This window comes from Salinicola sp. CR57 (assembly GCF_003206585.1).
Lineage (GTDB): Bacteria > Pseudomonadota > Gammaproteobacteria > Pseudomonadales > Halomonadaceae > Salinicola > Salinicola lusitanus.
In genome coordinates, this window is sequence record NZ_PZJL01000001.1 from 166,092 (window position 1) to 186,611 (window position 20,520).

Annotated in this window: 18 protein-coding genes; 10 read left to right on the top strand and 8 right to left on the bottom strand. The window is 64.9% G+C overall.

The window, feature by feature from the left end; all coding sequences use genetic code 11:
* Positions 1–117 precede the first annotated feature (117 nt).
* From DOM56_RS00775 to betC, 4 genes are all read right to left on the bottom strand, one after another.
* Positions 118–1,476, bottom strand: coding sequence for an aryl-sulfate sulfotransferase (locus tag DOM56_RS00775; RefSeq protein WP_232822120.1), 1,359 nt, complete (start codon positions 1,474–1,476; stop codon positions 118–120).
* Between the two features lie 163 nt (positions 1,477–1,639).
* A complete protein-coding gene (locus DOM56_RS00780; RefSeq protein ID WP_110707071.1) occupies positions 1,640–2,272 on the bottom strand; it encodes a cysteine hydrolase in 633 nt (210 codons plus the stop codon).
* 78 nt (positions 2,273–2,350) lie between these two features.
* Entirely contained in the window at positions 2,351–3,940 is a 1,590-nt protein-coding gene (locus DOM56_RS00785; protein ID WP_110707072.1) for an ABC-F family ATPase, read from the bottom strand.
* Positions 3,941–4,120: 180 nt separating this feature from the next.
* Positions 4,121–5,635: a choline-sulfatase gene (gene betC / locus DOM56_RS00790; RefSeq protein WP_110707073.1), complete on the bottom strand. Its 1,515-nt coding sequence runs from the start codon at positions 5,633–5,635 to the stop codon at positions 4,121–4,123.
* 371 nt (positions 5,636–6,006) lie between these two features.
* Here betC and DOM56_RS00795 point away from each other — a divergent pair, with 371 nt between their 5' ends.
* The 10 genes from DOM56_RS00795 (at position 6,007) to DOM56_RS00840 (ending at position 16,492) form a co-directional block, all read left to right on the top strand.
* Positions 6,007–6,687 (top strand): hydrolase, encoded by a 681-nt coding sequence (locus DOM56_RS00795; protein ID WP_198655630.1) that lies wholly within the window; start codon positions 6,007–6,009, stop codon positions 6,685–6,687.
* 110 nt (positions 6,688–6,797) lie between these two features.
* On the top strand, positions 6,798–7,124 hold the full coding sequence (locus DOM56_RS00800) for a XapX domain-containing protein (RefSeq protein ID WP_110707074.1): 327 nt from the start codon (positions 6,798–6,800) through the stop codon (positions 7,122–7,124).
* Positions 7,121–9,016: an amidohydrolase gene (locus DOM56_RS00805; RefSeq protein ID WP_110707075.1), complete on the top strand. Its 1,896-nt coding sequence runs from the start codon at positions 7,121–7,123 to the stop codon at positions 9,014–9,016. Before DOM56_RS00800 ends, DOM56_RS00805 begins: the two co-directional genes overlap by 4 nt.
* A gap of 1 nt (position 9,017) precedes the next feature.
* Entirely contained in the window at positions 9,018–9,482 is a 465-nt protein-coding gene (locus DOM56_RS00810) for a DoxX family protein (protein WP_110707076.1), read from the top strand.
* Positions 9,479–10,183 carry a YoaK family protein gene (locus DOM56_RS00815; RefSeq protein WP_110597705.1) on the top strand — a complete coding sequence of 235 codons (705 nt, stop codon included), beginning with the start codon at positions 9,479–9,481 and terminating at the stop codon, positions 10,181–10,183. Before DOM56_RS00810 ends, DOM56_RS00815 begins: the two co-directional genes overlap by 4 nt.
* Positions 10,184–10,297: 114 nt before the next feature.
* The gene (locus DOM56_RS00820; protein ID WP_110707077.1) at positions 10,298–11,119 is read left to right on the top strand and encodes an alpha/beta hydrolase; all 822 of its coding nucleotides are present in this window, start codon (positions 10,298–10,300) and stop codon (positions 11,117–11,119) included.
* Positions 11,120–11,244: 125 nt separating this feature from the next.
* Positions 11,245–11,922 (top strand): alpha/beta fold hydrolase, encoded by a 678-nt coding sequence (locus DOM56_RS00825; RefSeq protein WP_110707078.1) that lies wholly within the window; start codon positions 11,245–11,247, stop codon positions 11,920–11,922.
* Between the two features lie 98 nt (positions 11,923–12,020).
* Positions 12,021–15,119: a sensor histidine kinase gene (locus DOM56_RS00830; RefSeq protein ID WP_198655631.1), complete on the top strand. Its 3,099-nt coding sequence runs from the start codon at positions 12,021–12,023 to the stop codon at positions 15,117–15,119.
* 2 nt (positions 15,120–15,121) lie between these two features.
* Complete coding sequence (locus DOM56_RS00835) at positions 15,122–15,757, top strand: response regulator transcription factor (RefSeq protein WP_110707560.1); 636 nt, start codon at positions 15,122–15,124, stop codon at positions 15,755–15,757.
* Positions 15,758–15,904: 147 nt separating this feature from the next.
* The gene (locus tag DOM56_RS00840) at positions 15,905–16,492 is read left to right on the top strand and encodes an AraC family transcriptional regulator (protein ID WP_110707080.1); all 588 of its coding nucleotides are present in this window, start codon (positions 15,905–15,907) and stop codon (positions 16,490–16,492) included.
* Positions 16,493–16,521: 29 nt separating this feature from the next.
* Here the strand turns inward: DOM56_RS00840 and eutC are convergent, their stop codons facing one another.
* The 4 genes from eutC to rpsO all read right to left on the bottom strand — a co-directional run bounded on the left by eutC (position 16,522) and on the right by rpsO (position 20,424).
* On the bottom strand, positions 16,522–17,343 hold the full coding sequence (gene eutC, locus DOM56_RS00845; protein ID WP_110707081.1) for an ethanolamine ammonia-lyase subunit EutC: 822 nt from the start codon (positions 17,341–17,343) through the stop codon (positions 16,522–16,524).
* The gene (locus tag DOM56_RS00850) at positions 17,340–18,749 is read right to left on the bottom strand and encodes an ethanolamine ammonia-lyase subunit EutB (protein WP_110707082.1); all 1,410 of its coding nucleotides are present in this window, start codon (positions 18,747–18,749) and stop codon (positions 17,340–17,342) included. Before DOM56_RS00850 ends, eutC begins: the two co-directional genes overlap by 4 nt.
* Positions 18,750–18,858: 109 nt before the next feature.
* Positions 18,859–19,869 (bottom strand): 3-dehydro-L-gulonate 2-dehydrogenase, encoded by a 1,011-nt coding sequence (gene yiaK, locus DOM56_RS00855; RefSeq protein WP_110707083.1) that lies wholly within the window; start codon positions 19,867–19,869, stop codon positions 18,859–18,861.
* 285 nt (positions 19,870–20,154) lie between these two features.
* Positions 20,155–20,424 carry a 30S ribosomal protein S15 gene (gene rpsO, locus DOM56_RS00860; RefSeq protein WP_071230933.1) on the bottom strand — a complete coding sequence of 90 codons (270 nt, stop codon included), beginning with the start codon at positions 20,422–20,424 and terminating at the stop codon, positions 20,155–20,157.
* Positions 20,425–20,520: the final 96 nt, after the last annotated feature.

Consider the following 20,520-nt stretch of genomic DNA (forward strand, 5'->3'; position numbering starts at 1 on the left):
TGAAGTCTACGCAGACATCGTTCGCCCCGCATCCAGCCGGCGTGCGGCGTCTTGCCGCCACGCCGGCCGGTGGGAACGCTCACTCGCCGGACTCATTCAGAGGCTCATTCAAAGGGCTCACTCGTCGTGCCCGCCCGGATGACAGCCGGGCGCCGCGACATAGAGGTCGCAGTCCGGCATCACCGCGGTCTCCTCGTGCGGCGTGCCCTTCGGCGCCCAGTCGTAATCCACGAGCTGCGCGCGGTAGACCTGGTTGGTGACGTAATCGTCGCTCGGCATCGACTTGCCGAAGAACGGGCTCACGTACTCCCACACGATCTCGCCTGCCGGCGTCACCTGGAACAGTCGGCCATTCTGGCCCTCGTCGATCAACGTATTGCCGTTGGGCAGACGGCGCGCGCTCGAGATGAAGGAGCTATAGAAGGTGTAGGGCGAACGTCCCGACATGTTGCCGGTGTACTGCCACACGATCTTGCCACTGCTCGGATTCACCTCGATCACGCGGGAGGAGGAGAAGAACCCCTGCTTCGACGGCGGGAAGCCGGCATTGCCCTGGTTGTCGAAGATCAACAGGTTGCCGGCCCCCGGCAGGCCCTCGGGGATGAGGTGGACGTCGTGGGATCCCACGGTCTGATCCACGGGACGGCCAAGCTTGCCATTGAGCTGCAGGGCCGGCAGGTCGGGGCCGATACGCCAGACGATCTCGCCGCTCTGCCGGTCGACAATGAACGTGACGTTGGCGTTGCGCGAATTGACCAGGATATTGTCCGGCGCGAAGCGCTCGTCGCCGGCGTCGTACCAGCGATTGGCCCCCACCGGTACGGCGGTGTTCAGATGCAGGAAGTCGGGATCCTCGGAATCCTTGAGCGAGCGAAGGCCGGCATCGGAGAACCCCATCTCGTCGAGATGATCGCCCGCCTTCCAAGTCCATACCACCTGGCCCTCGTCATCGACCTCCTCGATGCCGTTGTCGATGATCGGATAATCGAACCCGTTGAGTTCGCGCATCTCGGCGGTCATCACCAGGTTGTTGCCGTTGGGCAGCCGGCGCATGTCGTGATGCTGGTAGACCGGATCCTGCTGGCTGCCCCACCGCCACTTCACCTCGCCGTCCCAGTTCACCTCTGCCACGGCGGCGTTGGTGAGCCCGTTGCCGGGACTGGCATGCTCGGGGAGCTCGTCGGCCCTCGCCAGTTGCACCAGCAGATGCCCTCTCTCGCCGCCGGCCTGCTCGGCGGAGAGCGGAATGGGCGGGAAGCTCTCGTAGTCCCAACGGTGCACTTCGTTGCCATTCATGTCGATCAGGTGGGTCTTGCGGTCACCACCGGGGAACAGCACGAAGCCGTTGTAGGCCCGCTCGGGATCGTAGTAGGTCGTGCCGGTAGGAAAACTGCTGGGCAAGGCCAGCGCCGTGGTCGCCGTGGCCATCAGCCAGGCGCCCAGCAGTCCCGCAACGGATCCTCTCCGTGTCATCATCGCTCGTCGCTCCTTCGTCGAGTCTCGCCCTGTGCGGGCGTGGCCGGCACGACAGCCTGCCGGCGCTCCCTGTCTGGCCGATGATAGTCATGACGCATGGCCATCGGCTTTCCGATAGACCTCGGCAACGGCGTTTCGATCCCTCCCCGCCAATGTTTAGCGCCTAAGCGGCGTCCGGCAGCCGTGCGGTGAAGTCGGCGATCGTCATCGGCTTGGAGAACATCGGGTAGTCGTGGCGGATCGCGGCATCATGCTCGGCCTCGCTGGTCGCGGCGACACCGTCGGTCAGCGTCAGCACCTCGAAGCCCTTCTCGTAGCCCGAGCGCATGGTGGATTCCACGCAGCAGTTGGTCAGGAAGCCGGCCAGCGCGATGGTTTCGATACCCTTGCTGCGCAGGATGAAATCGAGGTTGGTCGAGGCAAAGGTATCCAGCCCGCGCTTGCCCTCGATGACGATGTCACCGGCCTGGGGCGTCAGCGCATCGCAGATCTCCGCACCCCACTCGCCCTTGACGAAGGCGTTGCCCTCGACGACACCCGCGAGGATGCCGTAGGGCTGGGCGGTGATCTCGCCATAGCCGGGTGCGAAGTGGATCGGCGCGTGCAGCACGCTGACTCCCGCCGCGCGTGCCGTGGCGACGAGACGCTGGGTCTTGGCCAGCATGTCGTCACGCGCCATGACGGCTTTGACGGCCTCGTGGAGTACGCCACCGGGGGTGGTGAAGTCGTTCTGGAATTCGATCAGGACCAGGGCGGTCTTGAGCGGATCGATGCGCTGGGAGAGAGCAGATGTCATGGCGGGAGGCTCCTGACAGGGGATGGACTCGCTGTCGTTCAGCGTAGTCCATCCCCGGCCACGAAGCGGTGGTGGTGCTCAGCCGTAGACGCCCTGGCTGCGCAGATAGTCGTCATAGCTGCCGCTGAAATCGACGATGCCATCCTCTTTCATCTCGATGATGCGGGTCGCCAGCGAGCCGACGAACTCGCGGTCGTGACTGACGAAGATCAACGTGCCGGGGTAGTTGTCCAGCGCCAGGTTGAGCGCCTCGATCGACTCCATGTCGAGGTGGTTGGTGGGCTCGTCCATCACCAGCACATTGGGCTTCTGCAGGATCAGCTTGCCGAACAGCATGCGCCCCTGCTCGCCGCCGGAGATCACCTTCACCGACTTGCCGATATCGTCGTTGGAGAACAGCATGCGGCCCAGCGCGCCGCGCACGGTCTGCTCGCCTTCGGTGGTCCACTGGCGCATCCACTCGAACAGCGTCTCGCCGCTCTCGAAATCGGCGGCGTGGTCCTGGGCGAAATAGCCCACTTCCGCCGCGTCGGTCCACTTCACCTCCCCGGCGTCCGGGGCCATCGTGCCGACCAGGCAGTTGAGCAGTGTGGTCTTGCCGATGCCGTTGGGGCCGATGATGGCGACCCGCTCGCCGGCCTCGACCTGCAGCCCGAAACGCTCGAACAGCACGTTGTCGCCCCACGCCTTGGAGAGCTTCTCGGCGGTCAGCGCATGGCGGTGGATCTTCTTGCTCTGCTCGAAACGGATGAACGGGCTCACCCGCGAGGAGGGCTTGACCTCCTCGAGCTGGATCTTGTCGATCTTGCGCTGGCGCGAGGTGGCCTGCTTGGCCTTGGACGCATTGGCCGAGAAGCGGCTGACGAACTGCTGCAGCTCGGCGATCTCGGCCTTCTTCTTGGCGTTGTCGGCGTGCAGCCGCTCCCGCGCCTGGGTGGCAGCGATCATGTACTCGTCGTAGTTGCCCGGGAACAGCCGCAGCTCGCCGTAATCGAGATCCGCCATGTGGGTGCAGACGCTGTTCAGGAAGTGGCGGTCGTGGGAGATGATGATCATGGTCGAGCTGCGCGCCCGCAGGATCTCCTCCAGCCAGCGGATGGTGTTGATGTCCAGGTGGTTGGTGGGCTCGTCGAGCAGCAGCACGTCGGGGTCGGAGAACAGCGCCTGGGCCAGCAGCACGCGCAGCTTCCAGCCCGGGGCGACCACGCTCATCGGCTGGGTGTGCTGTTCGAGAGGAATGCCCAGTCCCAGCAGCAGCTCGCCGGCGCGGGCCTCGGCGGTATAGCCCTCGAGTTCGGCGAAGCGCACCTCCAGGTCGGCGACCTTCATGCCGTCCTCGTCGCTCATCTCCGTCTGGGAGTAGATACGCTCACGCTCCGCGGTGACTTCCCACAGCTCCTCGTGACCCATGATCACGGTGTCGATCACCCGCTCGTCCTCGAACGCGAACTGGTCCTGGCGCAGCTTGCCCAGCCGCGTGGTGACGTCCTTCATCACCTGGCCGCCGGTCGGCTCCAGATCACCACCCAGGATCTTCATGAAGGTGGACTTGCCGCAGCCGTTGGCGCCGATCAGGCCGTAGCGATGGCCACCGCCGAACTTGACGGAAACATTCTCGAACAGCGGCTTGGGGCCAAACTGCATGGTGATATTGGCAGTAGAGAGCACAGCGGGGAATCTCGCGGAAACGGCGTGAATGAAACGACGACAGAGGGAACGAAACGACGACAGCCGAGGCAGGCTCGACTGTCGTCTTGGACGTTCGTCTCATGCGGATTGTACGCGCATGCGGCGCCCACTCATACGCCACATGGCGATAGATTGCGCAGAGCCCCCGTGTTCGGGCTTTCACTCGCCGCGGGGGAAGCGCTGGGACTCCTCGACGATGTTGAGATCCATGTGGTTGCGCATGTAGCGCTGGGAGGCGTCCTGCAGCGGCTGATGATCCCACGGGTAGTAGTGGCCGTTGCGCAGCGCTTCATAGACGATCAGCCGCTGGGCCTGACTTTCGCGGACTTCGGCGTCGAAGCGCTGCATGTCCCAGCGCTCGCGGACCTTGGCCTGGAACGTCGCCAGCGTCTCGGCGTGCGCCGGGTCGTCGGCCAGGTTGCGGGTCTCGTGCGGATCGGCCTCGAGGTCGAACAGCTGCGGCGGGTCGATCTCGCAGTGGTTGAACTTCCAGCGCCCTTCGCGAATCGTGACCAGCGGGGCCTGGGTGCCCTCGGCGGCGTACTCCATGTAGACCGGCGCCTCGCGGGTGCCGCCCCGGGCCAGCGGCAGCAGCGACTGGCCATCGGTCCAGGGGGCCACCTCGGAGAGATCGATCCCCACCAGGTCGGCCAGGGTGGCGTTGACGTCGATGGTCGACACCGGCGTCTCCACCGAACGCGGCGCCAGTCCCGGCGCGGCGATCATCAACGGGACTCTCGAGGAGCCCTCGAACGGGCTCATTTTGAACCACAGCCCTTTCTCGCCGAGCATGTCGCCGTGATCGGAGCAGACCACGATGATGGTGTTGTCGAGCATCCGGGTCCGCTCCAGCACGTCCAGAATCGAACCGACCTTGTCGTCGATATAGGAGATATTGGCGAAATAGCCGCGGCGTGCCCGGCGCACGTGCTCGGGCTGGATATCGAACTGGGTGTAGTCGTTGGCCTCGAAGATCCGCCGACTGTGCGGGTCGAGCTCGTCGAAGGGCACCACAGCCTGCTCGGGATCGAGGTGCTCGCAATCCTCGTAGAGGTCCCAGAACCGGCGACGGGCGACATAGGGGTCGTGGGGATGGGTAAAGCTCACGCACAGCGCCCAGGGCCGCGAGTCGTGCCCGCGGGAGAGATCGAACAGCTTCTGCTCGGCGTGGAAGGCGACCTCGTCGTCGTACTCCATCTGGTTGGAGATCTCGGCCACGCCGGCGCCGGTGACCGAGCCCAGGTTGTGATACCACCAGTCGATTCGCTCGCCGGGCTTGCGGTAATCCGGCGTCCAGCCGAAATCGGCGGGATAGACATCGGTGGTCAGCCGGGTTTCGAAGCCGTGCAACTGGTCCGGCCCCACGAAGTGCATCTTGCCGGAGAGGCAGGTCGAATAGCCGGCCCGGCGCAGGTGATGCGCCCAGGTCGGCACGGCGGAGCGAAATTCCGCGGCATTGTCGTAGACCCCGGTGCGCGACGGCAGCTGTCCGGACATGAAAGCGGCGCGACCCGGCGCGCACAGGTAGCTCGGGGTGTAGGCGTTGTTGAAGTTGACCGCGCGCCTGGCCAGCTTCTTCAGGTTCGGCGCGTGCAGGAAATCCGCCGGCCCGTTCTCGAACAGCGTGCCATTCACCTGATCGGCCATCAGCACCAGAATATTCGGTCGCGTCATGCATTCCCCCTGCGTCGTTGTCTTGGCGTTCGAATTACCGCCAGCTTGCGCTTTGCGGAAGGATCGGCGCAAACGATCAATTCGACGCCTGAGGCCAAGTGGGGCTTGGGCTAGGCGATACGCCGCCAGGCTCCGTCGTCGGCACCTTTCCCGCAGCTTGCCGGACGGCGTCGAGGCGATGGCGTCCTTCACGCATCGCCGTTGTCTCGTCCCAAAGGACGCCGTTTCCTTCAATTTTCATCGACCGCCCTTCGGTAGCCTGGTAGCCACGAGTCGAGACGTCCACGGCCGCCGCAAAGGTGCGCGACAAGGCCCTGACCCGCTCGATTCGACTGCGACTTTCCGCTATCACACATCGAGAAGGGCTGATCATGTCACCGAAACTGGAAGTCTTGACGCCAGACAACTGCCAGATCATTTTCATCGACCAGCAGCCGCAGATGGCTTTTGGCGTGCAGTCCATCGACCGGCAGGTGCTGAAGAACAATGTGGTGGGGCTGGCCAAGGCCGCCAGCATCTTCGGCATCCCCACGACGATCACCACGGTGGAAACGCTCAGTTTCTCCGGGCATACCTTTCCCGAACTGCTCGCCGTCTTCCCGAATCTTCCGATTCTCGAACGTACGTCCATGAACTCCTGGGACGACCAGAAAGTGCGCGACGCCTTGGCCACAAATGGCCGCAACAAGGTCGTCGTCGCCGGCCTGTGGACGGAAGTGTGCAACAACACCTTCGCGCTTTCCGCCATGCATGACGCGGACTACGAGATCTACATGGTCGCCGATGCGTCGGGTGGCACCTCGAAGGATGCTCACGATTACGCCATGCAGCGCATGATTCAGGCCGGCGTGGTACCGATGACGTGGCAGCAGGTACTGCTCGAATGGCAGCGCGACTGGGCGCGCCGCGATACCTATGACGCCGTCATGGCACTGGTCAAGGAGCATTCCGGCGCTTACGGCATGGGTGTCGACTACGCCTACACCATGGTGCACGGCGCCGAAGAGCGCGTGAAACACGGCCCGACACAGGAACCGGTTCCCGCGCGCTGACGCTCGATACCCGAGGGCCGCTCGCGACCGTCATCCCCACGGCGACGTCGGGAGCGCGGCCGACGCGTTCGGCCCATCTCCGCCCATCGTCCTGAAAGGCGCACGCAGCCATGAAGCTCTACCTGCTCTCCATCGGTGCCGGCGTGCTGGTCGGCATCCTCTACAGCCTGCTCCAGGTACGTTCACCGGCGCCACCGCTGGTGGCGCTTCTGGGCCTGCTGGGAATGCTCTGCGGCGAGCAGGTGATTCCGGTCGCCAAGCACGTCCTGGGCGGCACCTCGCTGACATCGGCCTGGCACAGGGCCGATTGCAGCAATCACATTCTTGGCGTGCTGCCGGGGCGGAACAACGGGGCCTCTTCGAATCCGTCCCCCGACTGCCGCACTCCCAGCGACCCGGCCACTCGCCCGCTCGATCCCGAGGATCCCCGCTCATGAATCGCACCGTCAACGCATCGCCGGATCTGATCCTGGTCAATGGCCGGTTCACCACGCTCAACCCCTCGCAGCCACGGGCGGAAGCCGTCGCCATCCAGAGCGGCCGGTTTTCGAAGGTGGGTTCCGTCAGCGACGTCATGGCCCTGGCGGACGCCAGTACGCAGGTCATCGATCTCGGTGGCAAACCGGTACTCCCCGGGCTGATCGACAACCATATCCACGTCATCCGCGGCGGCTTGAACTTCAACATGGAGTTGCGCTGGGACGGCGTGCCGTCCCTGTTTGATGCCATGCGGATGCTCAAGCAGCAGGTCGCGATCACGCCACCGCCGCAGTGGGTCCGCGTCGTCGGCGGCTTCACCGAAAACCAGTTCGTCGAGAAGCGCCTGCCCACGCTGGAGGAGCTCAACGCGGTGGCACCGGATACCCCGGTATTCATCCTGCATCTCTACGATCGCGCCCTGCTCAATGCCGCCGCACTACGTGCCGTCGGCTATACCCGGGAGACGCCCAATCCTCCGGGTGGCGAGATCCAGCGCGACGCCAGCGGCAACCCCACCGGTCTGCTGCTGGCGAAGCCCAACGCCACCATTCTCTACGCGACGCTGGCCAAGGGTCCCAAGCTGCCGTTCGACTACCAGCTCAATTCGACACGCCACTTCATGCGCGACCTGAATCGGCTCGGGGTGACCAGCGTGATCGATGCCGGTGGCGGCTTCCAGAACTACCCCGACGACTACGCCGTGATTCAGAAGCTGGCAGACGACGGTCAGTTGACGATACGCCTGGCGTACAACCTGTTCACGCAGAAGCCCAAGGAGGAGAAGCAGGACTTCCTGAACTGGACAAGCTCGACGCGCTACAAGCAGGGCGACGACTACTTCCGCCACAACGGCGCCGGCGAGATGCTGGTCTATTCCGCCGCCGACTTCGAGAATTTTCGCCAGCCGCGCCCCGAGATGCCGGCGGAGATGGAAGGCGAGCTGGAGGAAGTGATCCGGGTCCTCGTCCAGAACCGCTGGCCATGGCGCCTGCACGCCACCTACGACGAGACCATCAGCCGTGCCCTGGACGCCTTCGAGAAGGTCAACGAGGAGACACCGCTGGAGGGCATTCACTGGTTCTTCGATCACGCCGAAACCATCTCCGAGCGTTCCATGGAACGGATCGCGGCGCTGGGCGGCGGCGTCGCCGTGCAACACCGCATGGCGTACCAGGGCGAATACTTCGTCGAACGCTACGGCGCCAAGGCCGCCGAGGCGACACCGCCGATCGCCAGGATGCTCGAGATGGGCGTGCGCATCTCTGCCGGTACCGACGCCACACGGGTCGCCTCCTACAACCCTTGGGTATCGCTGGCCTGGCTGGTAACCGGCAAGACCGTCGGCGGCCTGCGCCTCTATCCGCGACACCACTGTCTGGATCGCGATACCGCGTTGCGGATGTGGACCGAGAACGTCGCCTGGTTCTCCAACGAGGAGGGCAACAAGGGCCGGATCGTCGAGGGTCAGCTGGCCGACCTGATCGTTCCGAATCGGGATTTCTTTGCCTGCGCCGAAGACGAGATCGCCCATACCAGCTCGCATCTCACGGTGGTCGGGGGACGCGTGGTCTATGCTGCCGCCGATTTCGCAGGATTGGACGACGCGCCACCGCCGGCCATGCCGGACTGGTCGCCAGTGAATCGTTACGGTGGCTACGGCGGCTGGAGAGAGGCCGAGATGGCCACCAACCCGCCCCCGATGATGCGTGTCTCCGCCTCCACCTGTGGATGCGGTACGGGTTGCGCCGTGCACGGTCACGATCATGCGCGCGCCTGGGCCAGTCAGGCCCCGGCCTCGGACCTGAAGGCCTTCTGGGGCGCGCTCGGCTGCGCCTGCTGGGCGGTGTGAGGTGAACCTGAGCAGCACGCGTAACCCGCGCTGGGTCGCGGCCCTGGTGAGTCAGCCCGGCATCCTGAGGCTGGCTCGGACCGGACTGGCTTCTGCCTACCTGCTCGGCGGTCTCGATAAACTCTGGCACTTCGAGGCTGCCATACAGGAACAGGCCCATTTCGGCCTTCACCCCGCCGGGCTGTGGGCAACGCTAGCGGTCGTCATCGAACTGACAGGTTCGCTGAGCCTCATCCTCAATCGCTGGACATGGCTCGGTGCCGGTGCGCTCGGCTGTCTGACGCTGGTGGCAATGCTGGTCGCCAACGATTTCTGGAACCTTGCCGGCCAAGCCCGCTTCGTGGCGATGAACGGTTTCTTCGAGCATCTCGGGCTGATCTCCGCGCTCATTCTCGTGACGCGGCTCTGCGACACGCCATTCGTCGACGCGCCACTGCCGGAGAAGTCGTCGAGGGAAACATCATGAAGCATGAAGACACCGTACTCGCCGGCATCGCGGGCTACGTCGATACGCTGGGCTTCGTTGCCCTCTTCGGGCTTTTCACCGCCCACGTGACCGGCAACTTCGTGCTGATCGGGGCACAGGCCGGTGGCTTCGCCGAGGGTGCGCTCATCAAGCTGATGGCGTTTCCTGCCTTCGTGATCGGCGTCGTGCTGAGCAGCTTCCTGGTCAGGTGGCTACCGCGGCCTCTGGCGCCCAGTGTGCTATATGGTACTCAGACGGTATTGCTGCTCGCCTTCTGTCTGACGGGCATTCGCCTCTCACCGGTGGTCGACCCCGAAAATATCAGCGTGATCCTCTGCGGCATGACCGGCGCCATGGCGATGGGGATACAGAATGCCCACAGTCGTCTGATCGTGCGAGTCGGCGTTCCCAACACCGTGATGACCGGAAACGTGACCCAGGCCGTGCTCGATATCATCGAACTGATCGGACGGCGCTGCTCCCAGGAAGTCCGGCAGGCGGCCAGGGGGCGCCTGTCCAGGACCCTGCCGGCAGTGGCGGCATTCGGGCTCGGCGCCATCGCCGGTGCCGTGGCCTATCGCGAGATGCTGTTCATCGCGCTGCTACTGCCCGTGGCGCTGCTCGCCGCGATGACGCTGATCGCCTGGCGTCGACGTCCATTGGCGCGAGACGAATCCGCCGGGGCGGGCGTTGAACGCTAGCGCGATACGCTCCCATGTCACTCCCTTCCCGGTGGCAAGGCCACCGGGCACCACCGGACTGGAAGTTCCAGTCCGACGTTACGACAACCCGACACTGTAAGAGGAGTGCTTCCGATGACAACGATCACGACCCGCGATGGCACCGCCATCTACTACAAGGATTGGGGGAGCGGTCAGCCTATCGTCTTCAGCCACGGCTGGCCGTTGTGCGCCGATGCCTGGGAGAGTCAGATGATGTTCCTGGCCGAACAGGGCTTTCGCTGTATCGCCCACGACCGTCGTGGCCACGGTCGTTCCAGCCAACCGTGGCACGGCAACGAGATGGATACCTACGCCGACGATCTGGCCGAACTGATCGAATCGCTGGATCTGCAGGATGCGATTCTGATCGGCCACTCCACCGGCGGCGGCGAAGTCGCGCGCTACATCGGACGCCACGGGACCCGGCGCCTCGCCAAGGCAGTGCTGGTGGGCGCGGTGCCCCCCATCATGGTGGAAAGCCCCAACAACCCCAACGGTCTGCCGATGGCGGTCTTCGACGGCATCCGCGAGGGCGTGGCCAAGGACCGTTCGCAGTTCTTCCAGGACCTGACCACACCGTTCTTCGGCGCAAACCGCGACGGGGCCGAGGTCAGCCAGGGCATGCGCGATGCCTTCTGGCAGCAGGGCATGATGGGCGGCCTGAAGAACGAGTACGACTGCATCAAGGCGTTCTCGGAGACCGACTTCACCGACGATCTGAGAACCTTCGACATTCCGACGCTGATCATTCACGGCGACGACGATCAGATCGTGCCCATCGCGGGCGCGGCTCGCCTGAGCGTGGAACTGGTCCCCGACGCCCGATTGACGGTCTACGAGGGTGGCAGTCACGCGCTGGCGGACACCCACAAGGACCAGCTCAACGCCGATCTGCTCGCGTTCGCCCGCTCCTGACAACTGGCCGGCGCCGCCAGGCGCCGGACTCGACTCCCCACTGGCACCGATGATCACTCTCGGCGCGACCGACCAAAACGAGGGGCGAAGCCTCGCATCATGCGCAGTCACCGGGCGATTCCGACGTGAAGCGGACCGTCGTTTTCATCCACGATATTGGCCAGACGCCCGCCTGCTGGAACCCCTTCGTCAGCCGCTACGGCGCCTGTGACTATCTTTGTCAGGCACCCGCCTGGCCATGGCTTGCAACGACGCCCGTGACCGTATCCTCGACCCCAGGGTCCGGACCGTCGATCAAGAGCGTCGTCGATCACTACGCCGACTGGATCGGGTCGATGTCGTTTCCCCCCCTGCTGGTCGGCCACGGTTTCGGCGGTCTTGTCATCCAGCTGCTGCTGGATCGCGGCCTGGGCGCTGCCGGTATCGCGCTGTGCCCGATACCGCGCCGGGGCCACTGGAAGTCGCTGTTCCCATTGCCGCCCCCTGCGCCAACGCTGGGGGCGGGCGACGTGCCCCCGCCGTCGACCGTGATGCCACGCCGGCTGCTGCTCGACGTCACGCTGGGCATCGGCACCGCCATCGACTACGCCAACGACGAGCGGGGACCACTGCTGCTGATCAGCGCGGGGAAGAGTCGCCGGGTATCGAGTGCCAGCGTCGCCGCCTGCTACCGACGCCATCGCCGCTCGATGGCCATCACCGCGCTGCGGGCGTTCCCCCATCACGGTGACTGGCTGATCGTCGAACCCGGCTGGGAAGCCGTCGCCGACGCCACGCTCGACTGGGTGCTAGACCCCGAATGACGCCAAAGACGGAGGCTGGGTGTAGTATCGGACACCCGGGTGTCCCTCCAACTCGACCGGCGAATACGACGCCGGCGCATCGCCGTAGGAAGGTCGGCATGAAACCTACGTCACCGCTCTGGCTGCACGCGCCGCGCCGTCGGTCGATCCTTCTCTGGCTATGGTGGGTCTGGCTGCTGATGCCGCCCAAGGCGCTGGCCCTGGATCCGAACCTCGCGCTCCAGCAGCTTCACCACCGCAGCTGGAGCGGGACCGCCGATGCGGGCGGGCCTGGCCAGGTCGGTGCTATCGCCCAAACTCCGGATGGCTACCTGTGGCTGGGCACGCACTACTCGCTGTTTCGATTCGACGGCAATACCTTCGAGCGTTATGTCTCGCTGGCGGGAAAAACCGTGGGGACCGTGTCGTCCCTGCTGGCGCTTCCCGATGGCGGACTCTGGGTAGGTCTTCGACGTGGGGGGATCAGCCTGATTCGCAACGGCGAGCTCACCGACTATGCGCCAGGCGCGGAGTTCCCCAGTGGCGCCGTCTATGGGCTGGCGCAGGATCACGACGGCAACGTCTGGGCTGCCGCCAACGATGGTCTGGCGCGCTTCGACGGCAATCGCTGGCATACCGTCTCGGCCGACCAGGGCTTCCCCGGCAACAACGCTCGCTCGGTCTTCGTCGACCGGGACGGCACGCTCTGGGCCGCCAGCGAAAACCGGCTTTTCTACCTGCCCCGCGGTCATCGTCGATTCCTCGCTGTCGACCAGCCGGTGGGCTGGATCAGTCAGATGACCCAGACCCGCGACGGCACCCTGTGGATCGCCGAACTCTATCCCGGCCGCGTGCGCCCCGTTCTGCCTGATGGCAAGGCTTCGCCACCCATCGATGTCGTTTCTCTGGGCCTGGCCGCGGATCGCGACGGCAACCTGTGGATCGGTAGCCAGGGCGATGGCCTGCTGCGATTGCCCGCGCACGACGTCTCGTCGACCGACGCCGATCCGCCTGGCGATGCGCTTCAACGCTATGTCCATCTCGATGGTCTTAGCGCCGACGATGTCGAGCCCGTCTTCGAGGACGGCGCGGGCAATATCTGGGTCGGCACCAGCGCAGGCCTGGACCGCTTTCGAGTGGCGACCCTAACACCGGCGACACTGCCCGACGGCACCCGCAATGTCGCTTTGGCCACGGATGCGTCCGGCACGTTGTGGGCAGGCTCCAGCAATCGCCCGGTCATGCGCCAATCGACAGGAGAGTGGCTGGCGACTGACGTACCGCCGCCCATCACCAGCGCTTTCAGCGATGCCGGGGGCGACGTTTGGCTGGGCGGTCCGAACGGTCTGTGGCGAGCGCATCGAGGTGTGCTGAGCCATCTCACCGCATTGCCGCCGGCCGCCCATGCTGAAGCGAGCGTGCGCGCCATGGCCCGAGATGGAAGTGGTGCTCTGTGGGTCTCGATCAACCGGCTGGGGCTGTTCCGGTGGCAAGACGGAACCTGGCAGCCCACGCGCCCGCCGACGAATCGCCCGAGTCAAACCATGCCGGTCAGCGCTGCCAGCGATGCCCGGGGCCGGGTCTGGTTCGGCTACCGAGACGACCTACTGGTCAGACGAGGCGAAGATGGTGTTCGACAATGGGGGCCGCCGGAGGGTCTGGATGTCGGCAATGTGACGGCGCTCGCCCCGTCATCCCAATCTCTGTGGGTCGCGGGCACCAACGGCGTTGCCCTGTTCGATGGCGAACGGTTCCATGCCATCGCCAGGGGGGAGCCGTTCACCGGCATTCATGCGATCATCGAAACCCGACCGGATAACGCGAGCGAACATCGCACCGCGCTGCCGCCACTGGCCCCTTTCGTACCGGGGGATCTATGGCTACACACGCAATCCGGCATCCTGCGGGTTCCGGCGGCGGAAGTCGCTCGAGTGCTCGACGATCCTGGCTATCGTGTTCGCTTTGACCGCTACGAAGGGGATGGCGATCTTCCCAACGATGCTTTTCGTATCCATCCGGTGCCCAGCGCCATCCGGGGTCTGGACGGTCGTCTATGGTTCGCCACCATCACCGGCGTGGTCTCGATCGACCCGCATCGGAGCCAGGATCGATCGCCACCGCCCGAGCCCCGGATCACGGCGGTCTCGGCAGATGCCAGCACCTACCCCCCGGCTGCCCGGATTTCGCTCTCCAGTCGACCCAGGCGTGTCGTGATCGACTACACCGCGATCGACCTGGCCCGTCCCGACAGTGTCCACTTCCGGTTTCGCCTGAACGGCTATGATGCCGATTGGCAGGATGTCGGCAGTCGTCGTCAGGCCATCTACACCCAGCTGGGCGCCGGCGATTACCGCTTCGACGTCGCGGCCGCGAGCAGCAACGGCATCTGGCATCCCCAGTTTGCGAGCGTGACGCTGCACGTCGCCCCCGCCTTTTATCAAACCTGGCTCTTCCGCGGGCTGTGCCTGCTGACGATGGTCACCGCGCTGTGGGCCTTCTATCGTTATCGGATGCGCCAGGCGGCGTTTTATCTGCGCGCTCGGCTCGAGGCGCGCCACGCCGAACGCGACCGTATCGCCCGCGAACTGCATGACACGCTATTGCAGAGCATCCAGGCGCTGGTGCTGCATTTTCAGGCCGCTGCCGACAGGATGCCCGCCGAGGATCCGGCTCGTCAGGCAATGACCCGGGCCCTCGAGCGCGCCGACGAAGTCATCGACGAAGGTCGTGAACGCGTGATCTCTCTGCGCAGCGCCTCGACCCGCGACAGTCTCGTCGCGCGCTTGTCACGGGTACCGCTGGAGTGGCCCTCCGCCCACAGCGTCACTTGCCGGGTCGTCACCCGGGGCTACCCCAGGCGCTTGCATGCCCAGGTCGACAACGAAGTGTACTGGATCGGCCATCAGGCGCTGAGCAACGCGCTTCGCCATGCCGGGGCCACGCAAGTCACCACAACGCTCAGCTATGAGAAAGAGGGCTTACGCTTGTCTGTCAGCGACGACGGCATGGGGATTCCCGGCCATTACCTGACGTCTTCGGGCCGCCCTGAACACTGGGGACTGGCCGGCATGCAGGAACGCGCCCGACAGCTCCGAGGGAGGCTGACGATCGATAGCCGGGCTGGCGTCGGGACCACGGTCCGCTTGTCGGTGCCGGCAGCGGAGGCCTATCGAAGCCAAACCCGGTCATGGCGCCGGTGGCGATTGGGGAGAGCCTGAACATGCAACAGCGCCATGGGCCCATTCGGGTACTGATCGCCGACGATCATCCGCTGTTGAGGGAAGGCATCGCTGCCGTGATCGCAGGGCAACCGGATATCGAGCTGATCGCGGAAGCCAGCAATGGGGTCGAGGCCGTCGATCGCTATCGTCATCTACAGCCCGACGTCACGCTGATGGATCTGCAAATGCCCGAACTGGACGGCATCGCCGCCATTCGCGCCATTCGCGACGAATTCCCCGCGGCGCGCATCGCCATTCTGACCACCTATCAGGGCGATGTCCGCGTTCTGCACGCCATTCAGGCCGGCGCCACTGGCTATCTGTTGAAAAGCACGCTGCGTAAGTCGCTCGTCGAGACCATCAGAACGCTCGCGGAGGGCAAGCCCCATTTCCCCGCCGAGATCGCCGCCGACCTGGCATGCCATCTCGGCGCCGAGCCGCTCAGCCGGCGCGAGGTCGAGGTCTTGCGCTGCATCGCGCAAGGGCAATCCAACAAGGCGATCGCACGCCAGCTCGGGCTCACCGAGGAAACGATCAAGGCCCATGTCAAGAATCTGATCGCCAAACTCGATGCCAGCAACCGCACGCACGCCGTCGCTATTGCTCTGCGGCGCGGCATCATCGATATGGCATAGGGAAAGGATGGCCTGGATAACGAGTGGGTGGAAAGACGCTGCCACTACCTCTTTCAAGGGAGGCATCTCCCCTACCAAAGGGGCTTATAGTGTCGACGACCGTGACCGATCATCGGTGCTCTGACGTCGCAGCAGAGGAGCTCGAACATGGCAGACCCTCGCCAAGGATCGGCCGCTTACCCGCCCCATCATGAACTGCGGACGGACAGGATGGTCATCGCGCTGTCTCTCCTGACCCAGGCAACTTATACCCTTGACGACGAATCGCTCTCCGAGCAACTGGGGCTTTCTCGGGTCGTGACGCTGCTGAGAGAACGACTCCCGGACAACACCGCGCCAGCCAAGCTCGCGGGCTGGCAGACCCAACGCTTGACCCTCCACATCGAGACCCATCTCCACGATACGATACGTGCTGCCGACCTGGCCGCCATCGTTCGGCTGAGCGTCGGTCACTTCACACATGCGTTCAAAATGACTTTCGGCGAAACGCCATGCCACTACGTCCATCGCCTGCGCATCCAACGGGCGCAAACGCTGATGCAGCGTCGAGAGCTTCCGCTGGCCGAGATCGCGTTGGCCTGCGGCTTCTGCGATCAGCCTCACTTCACCCGTCTGTTTCGTCGAGTCACCGGTATCAGCCCCAGTGAGTGGCGACGCCGCTTCGGCAACGGCCCGGTACAGCCACCGGCATCGACGCCGCCAGCCTCGGCAGTCTGCGATGCCCTTTTTCCCTGAACGAGGTCGACCGGACTCGACCGCCCGCGTCACTCAGGCAGCAGCAGGAAATTACCCTCCCGACCGTCACCGAGCTGGGAGTCCCCTTCGCTGTCGTCCTTGAGTGCGACCCCGGAGGCGCCCAGCGCCTGCGCCTCGCGCATCAGGTAGGCCAGCAGCCTGGCGGCGTTGGCATACTTCAGTCCTCGCGGGCGGATGTTGGAGATGCAGTTGCGTTCGCTGTCGCGCCGGCCTGTCCGGGGCGCCCAGGTAAAATAGAGCCCCAGGCTGTCCGGCGAACTGAGTCCGGGCCGTTCACCGATCATGACGATGCTCATGCGCGCCTTGAGCGCCTCGCCGATGGGGTCGCCGATCGCGACCCGGCCCTGCTCCACCAGCGCCACCGGCCCCAGCGACAGTCCCAGCCGTTCGATCTCCGGCAGCGCGGCGTCGAGAAACGGGATGGCCTGTTCATGAATCGCCCGCGCGGAAAGGCCGTCGACCACGCAGATCGAGACATCGCAGGGTTTGGACGTGATGGCGGCAAGCTCCTGCTCGGCTTGCTCCGACAGCCGCCGCCCGAGATCCGGCCGGCGCAGATATTCGTCGCGGTTGGCTGCTTGGCTGTGCAGGCGCAGCGCCAGCGGAAAGCGACTGTCCAGTTCCGGCATCAGGCGCTCGGTATCCAGCGCCATGTGTACGGCATCCCGGGCCCGGGCATGGTCGAGTTGAAAGGCTAGTTGGGCCGACGTCGGCAGGCTCCCGCCGACGCGCCCCAGGCCAATTCTGGCATCGGTGAGCTCGCGCAGTCGCTGCCAGGGGTTGGTGACGGTGAGCGCTTCACCGGCCGCGGACGATTGTCCCTCCTTCATGACGGCAGCTCCGTAGTGCCCCTCGATCCCAGTACATGCTGGAAACGCGGCGGCAACTCGCGGTCAAAGGCGATGCCCTGACCGTGGCGGTAGATGCCGCTGCGCTCCAGCCACTGCTCGAACTCCGGCGCCGGACGCAGTCCCAGCACCTGGCGCAGGTAGAGCGCGTCGTGGAACGACGTGGTCTGGTAGTTGAGCATGATGTCGTCGGAGCCGGGAATGCCCATGATGTAGTGGCATCCCGCCGCACCCAGCAGCGTCAGCAGCATGTCCATGTCGTCCTGGTCGGCCTCGGCGTGATTGGTGTAGCAGACATCGCAGCCCATCGGCACGCCGAGCAGTTTGCCGCAGAAGTGATCCTCCAGCCCGGCGCGGATGATCTGCTTGCCGTCGAACAGATACTCGGGGCCGATGAAGCCGACCACGGTGTTGACCAGCAGCGGCTCGAACTCCCGCGCGACCGCGTAGGCGCGCGCTTCCAGCGTCTGCTGGTCGAGCCCGTGATGGGCATTGGCGGAAAGCGCGCTGCCCTGACCGGTCTCGAAGTACATCACGTTGTTGCCGAGGGGGCCGCGCTTCAACGACAGTGCTGCTTCGCGCCCTTCCCGCAGCAGGGCCAGGTCGATGCCGAACCCGCGATTGGCCGCCTCGGTGCCGGCGATCGACTGGAACACCAGGTCCGTCGGTGCGCCGCGCTCGATCGCCTCGATCGCGGTGGTGACATGGGTCAATACGCAGCTCTGGGTGGGGATTTCGTAGCGGGAGATGACCTCGTCGAGCATCTTCAACAGCGTCACCACCGTGGCGGTGTTGTCGGTGGCGGGATTGATGCCGATCACGGCGTCACCACTGGCGTAGAGCAGGCCATCGAGAATGCTGGCCGCGATGCCGGAAGCGTCGTCGGTGGGATGGTTGGGCTGCAGCCGCGTCGACAGCCGGCCCGGCAGGCCGATGGTATTTCGAAAGCGCGTGACGACCTCGCACTTGCGCCCCACCAGCACCAGATCCTGCACCCGCATCAGCTTGGAGACCGCCGCGACCATTTCCGGCGTCAGGCCGGGGGCCAGCCGTGCGAGCGACTCGCCATCGGCGCGTTCGGAGAGCAACCAGTTGCGGAATTCGCCGACGCTCAACGAGGCGACCGGCGCGAACGCGGCACGGTCATGACGATCGAGGATCAGCCGTGTGATCTCGTCCTCCTCGTAGGGGATCAGCGGCTCTTCCAGGAACGTGGCGAGCGGCAGCTCCGCCAGCGCCATCTGGGCGACGGCTCGCTCCTCGGCACTGGCAGCCGCAATTCCGGCCAGGGCATCTCCGGAGCGGTGTGGCGTGGCGGCAGCCAGCAGCGTGCCAAGACCGTCGAACCGATACCGCCGGCCGTCGACATCGATAACATGCTCACTCATGGCATCACACCTGTTGTCATTGTTCGCGTACAAGGAGTGACCTTCAGTTTATGCCATAAACGCCGTAGCGCCTGCGAGCGGCATGTCGTCGCCTTCGCGGTACGTGCGCCTAGCTCTTAGCCAGCGCCAGAACCTCCTGCCAGAGGCCGTCGTCCAGCGTCAGCGGCGCCTGGCTGCGACGCTGGCGCCAGGTCGACGCCCCTGGCCAGCGCACCGCCCGGCCGGACTCATCGGGCGTGACGGTCGCCAGGTGGTGCTGGATGCCCTCGACGATGGCGTCGCAGGCGGCTCGCCCGCCGAGCTGTTCGGGGTCGAACAGCATGAATATCTGGCAGCTCCCTCCACCGCTGCCGCGTTCGACCCGATCGATGTCGTGGCTCGGCCGGCCCTGTGCCAGCAGCGCGGCCAGGGCGTCGAGCAGGATCGCCAGTCCCGACCCTTTCCAGTAACCGGTCGGAAGAAGGCGACGCGTCGCCTCGATCGCCGCCGGATCCCGCGTCAGTTCGCCGTCCGCACCGAAGCCACCGTCGATGGGAAGCTGCTCGCCTTTGCGCCGCATGGTCTGCAGCTTGCCATAGGAGAATTGGGACATCGCCATGTCCAGCACCAGCGGCCCGTCGCGATGGGGAACGGCCATGACCAGCGGATTGTTGCCGATCGACTGGGTGGTGGCACCCCAGGCCGGCATGCACGACTCCGTGTTGGTCCACATGATCGCCGCAAAGCCCTGTTCGGCTGCGTGCCAACCGTAGCTGCCTCCCCGCATCCAGTGGGTCGTGTCGCGTAGCGCGACCAGCCCCATGCCGTGCTCGCGTGCCAGGACCATGCCCCGTTCGGTGGCCTGGATCGCATTACGAATGCCGATGCCGAAGTGGCCGTCGAGCACCTCGATGGCGCCGAGTTGCTGTACGGGGTCCAGCGAGGCATCGACGTCGACCCAACCCCGGCGAACGTAGTCGACGAAGCGGGGAATGCGTCCAATACCATGAGAGTGCACCCCGTCCCGTGTGCTCTCGGCATGAATACGCGCACAGAGCGCAGCGTCGTCGGGGCCCAGCCCCGCCTCGAGCAGGACCCGGTGCAGCGTGGCTTGCAGTGTTGCGAAATCGACCGTCGCCATTGGACACCCTTTAGTAATACATCATACATTTATCCAGGGACCATAACGGCCGGGATCACTCCTGCGTATTCGCCTTTAGTGGGGGATGGACCATCGCCGGTATTCCAGTAATAGCGATCGCCTGCGCGACGAGCCATGGCACCGGAATGCGAAGAAACACGGGATCACCCGCGTCGAAAACATGAAAAAAGCCCTGCCGATGGATCGACAGGGCTTTCTCGACGATGACGGGGCGTCGCCGCCTTTCGCCAATACCAGGGCCGCCGTTGCCGGCGACCGGGCGACTCAGCGACGCAGGCCGAGCTTCTTGATCAGCGACTGATAGCGATCGAAGTCCTTGCCCTTCAGGTAGTCCAGCAGCTTACGGCGCTGGTTGACCATGCGGATCAGACCACGACGAGAGTGGTGATCCTGCTTGTGATCCTTGAAGTGGCTCTGCAGGCCGTCGATGTTGGCGCTCAGCAGCGCGACCTGGACTTCCGGGGATCCGGTGTCGCTCTCGCCCTGACCGAACTCTTTGACGATCTCGGCTTTCTTTTCAGCGGTTAATGCCATGAAAAACTCTCCAGCAAGCAATATGCCTGAATGATGAATATCGGAGACCACGCATATTTGCAGCCTCCCGTTTGACCGTCACGGGGACGGGTGCAT

What these genes read in the sequence shown, in the direction of transcription:
- DOM56_RS00795 (WP_198655630.1), top strand. Translation starts at nt 6,007, where the DNA reads ATGTCACCGAAACTGGAAGTCTTGACGCCAGACAACTGCCAGATCATT.
- DOM56_RS00775 (WP_232822120.1), bottom strand. Translation starts at nt 1,476, where the DNA reads ATGATGACACGGAGAGGATCCGTTGCGGGACTGCTGGGCGCCTGGCTG.
- DOM56_RS00840 (WP_110707080.1), top strand. Translation starts at nt 15,905, where the DNA reads ATGGCAGACCCTCGCCAAGGATCGGCCGCTTACCCGCCCCATCATGAA.
- betC (WP_110707073.1), bottom strand. Translation starts at nt 5,635, where the DNA reads ATGACGCGACCGAATATTCTGGTGCTGATGGCCGATCAGGTGAATGGC.
- DOM56_RS00850 (WP_110707082.1), bottom strand. Translation starts at nt 18,749, where the DNA reads ATGAGTGAGCATGTTATCGATGTCGACGGCCGGCGGTATCGGTTCGAC.
- DOM56_RS00820 (WP_110707077.1), top strand. Translation starts at nt 10,298, where the DNA reads ATGACAACGATCACGACCCGCGATGGCACCGCCATCTACTACAAGGAT.
- yiaK (WP_110707083.1), bottom strand. Translation starts at nt 19,869, where the DNA reads ATGGCGACGGTCGATTTCGCAACACTGCAAGCCACGCTGCACCGGGTC.
- DOM56_RS00830 (WP_198655631.1), top strand. Translation starts at nt 12,021, where the DNA reads ATGAAACCTACGTCACCGCTCTGGCTGCACGCGCCGCGCCGTCGGTCG.
- eutC (WP_110707081.1), bottom strand. Translation starts at nt 17,343, where the DNA reads ATGAAGGAGGGACAATCGTCCGCGGCCGGTGAAGCGCTCACCGTCACC.
- DOM56_RS00815 (WP_110597705.1), top strand. Translation starts at nt 9,479, where the DNA reads ATGAAGCATGAAGACACCGTACTCGCCGGCATCGCGGGCTACGTCGAT.
- rpsO (WP_071230933.1), bottom strand. Translation starts at nt 20,424, where the DNA reads ATGGCATTAACCGCTGAAAAGAAAGCCGAGATCGTCAAAGAGTTCGGT.
- DOM56_RS00800 (WP_110707074.1), top strand. Translation starts at nt 6,798, where the DNA reads ATGAAGCTCTACCTGCTCTCCATCGGTGCCGGCGTGCTGGTCGGCATC.
- DOM56_RS00805 (WP_110707075.1), top strand. Translation starts at nt 7,121, where the DNA reads ATGAATCGCACCGTCAACGCATCGCCGGATCTGATCCTGGTCAATGGC.
- DOM56_RS00835 (WP_110707560.1), top strand. Translation starts at nt 15,122, where the DNA reads ATGCAACAGCGCCATGGGCCCATTCGGGTACTGATCGCCGACGATCAT.
- DOM56_RS00780 (WP_110707071.1), bottom strand. Translation starts at nt 2,272, where the DNA reads ATGACATCTGCTCTCTCCCAGCGCATCGATCCGCTCAAGACCGCCCTG.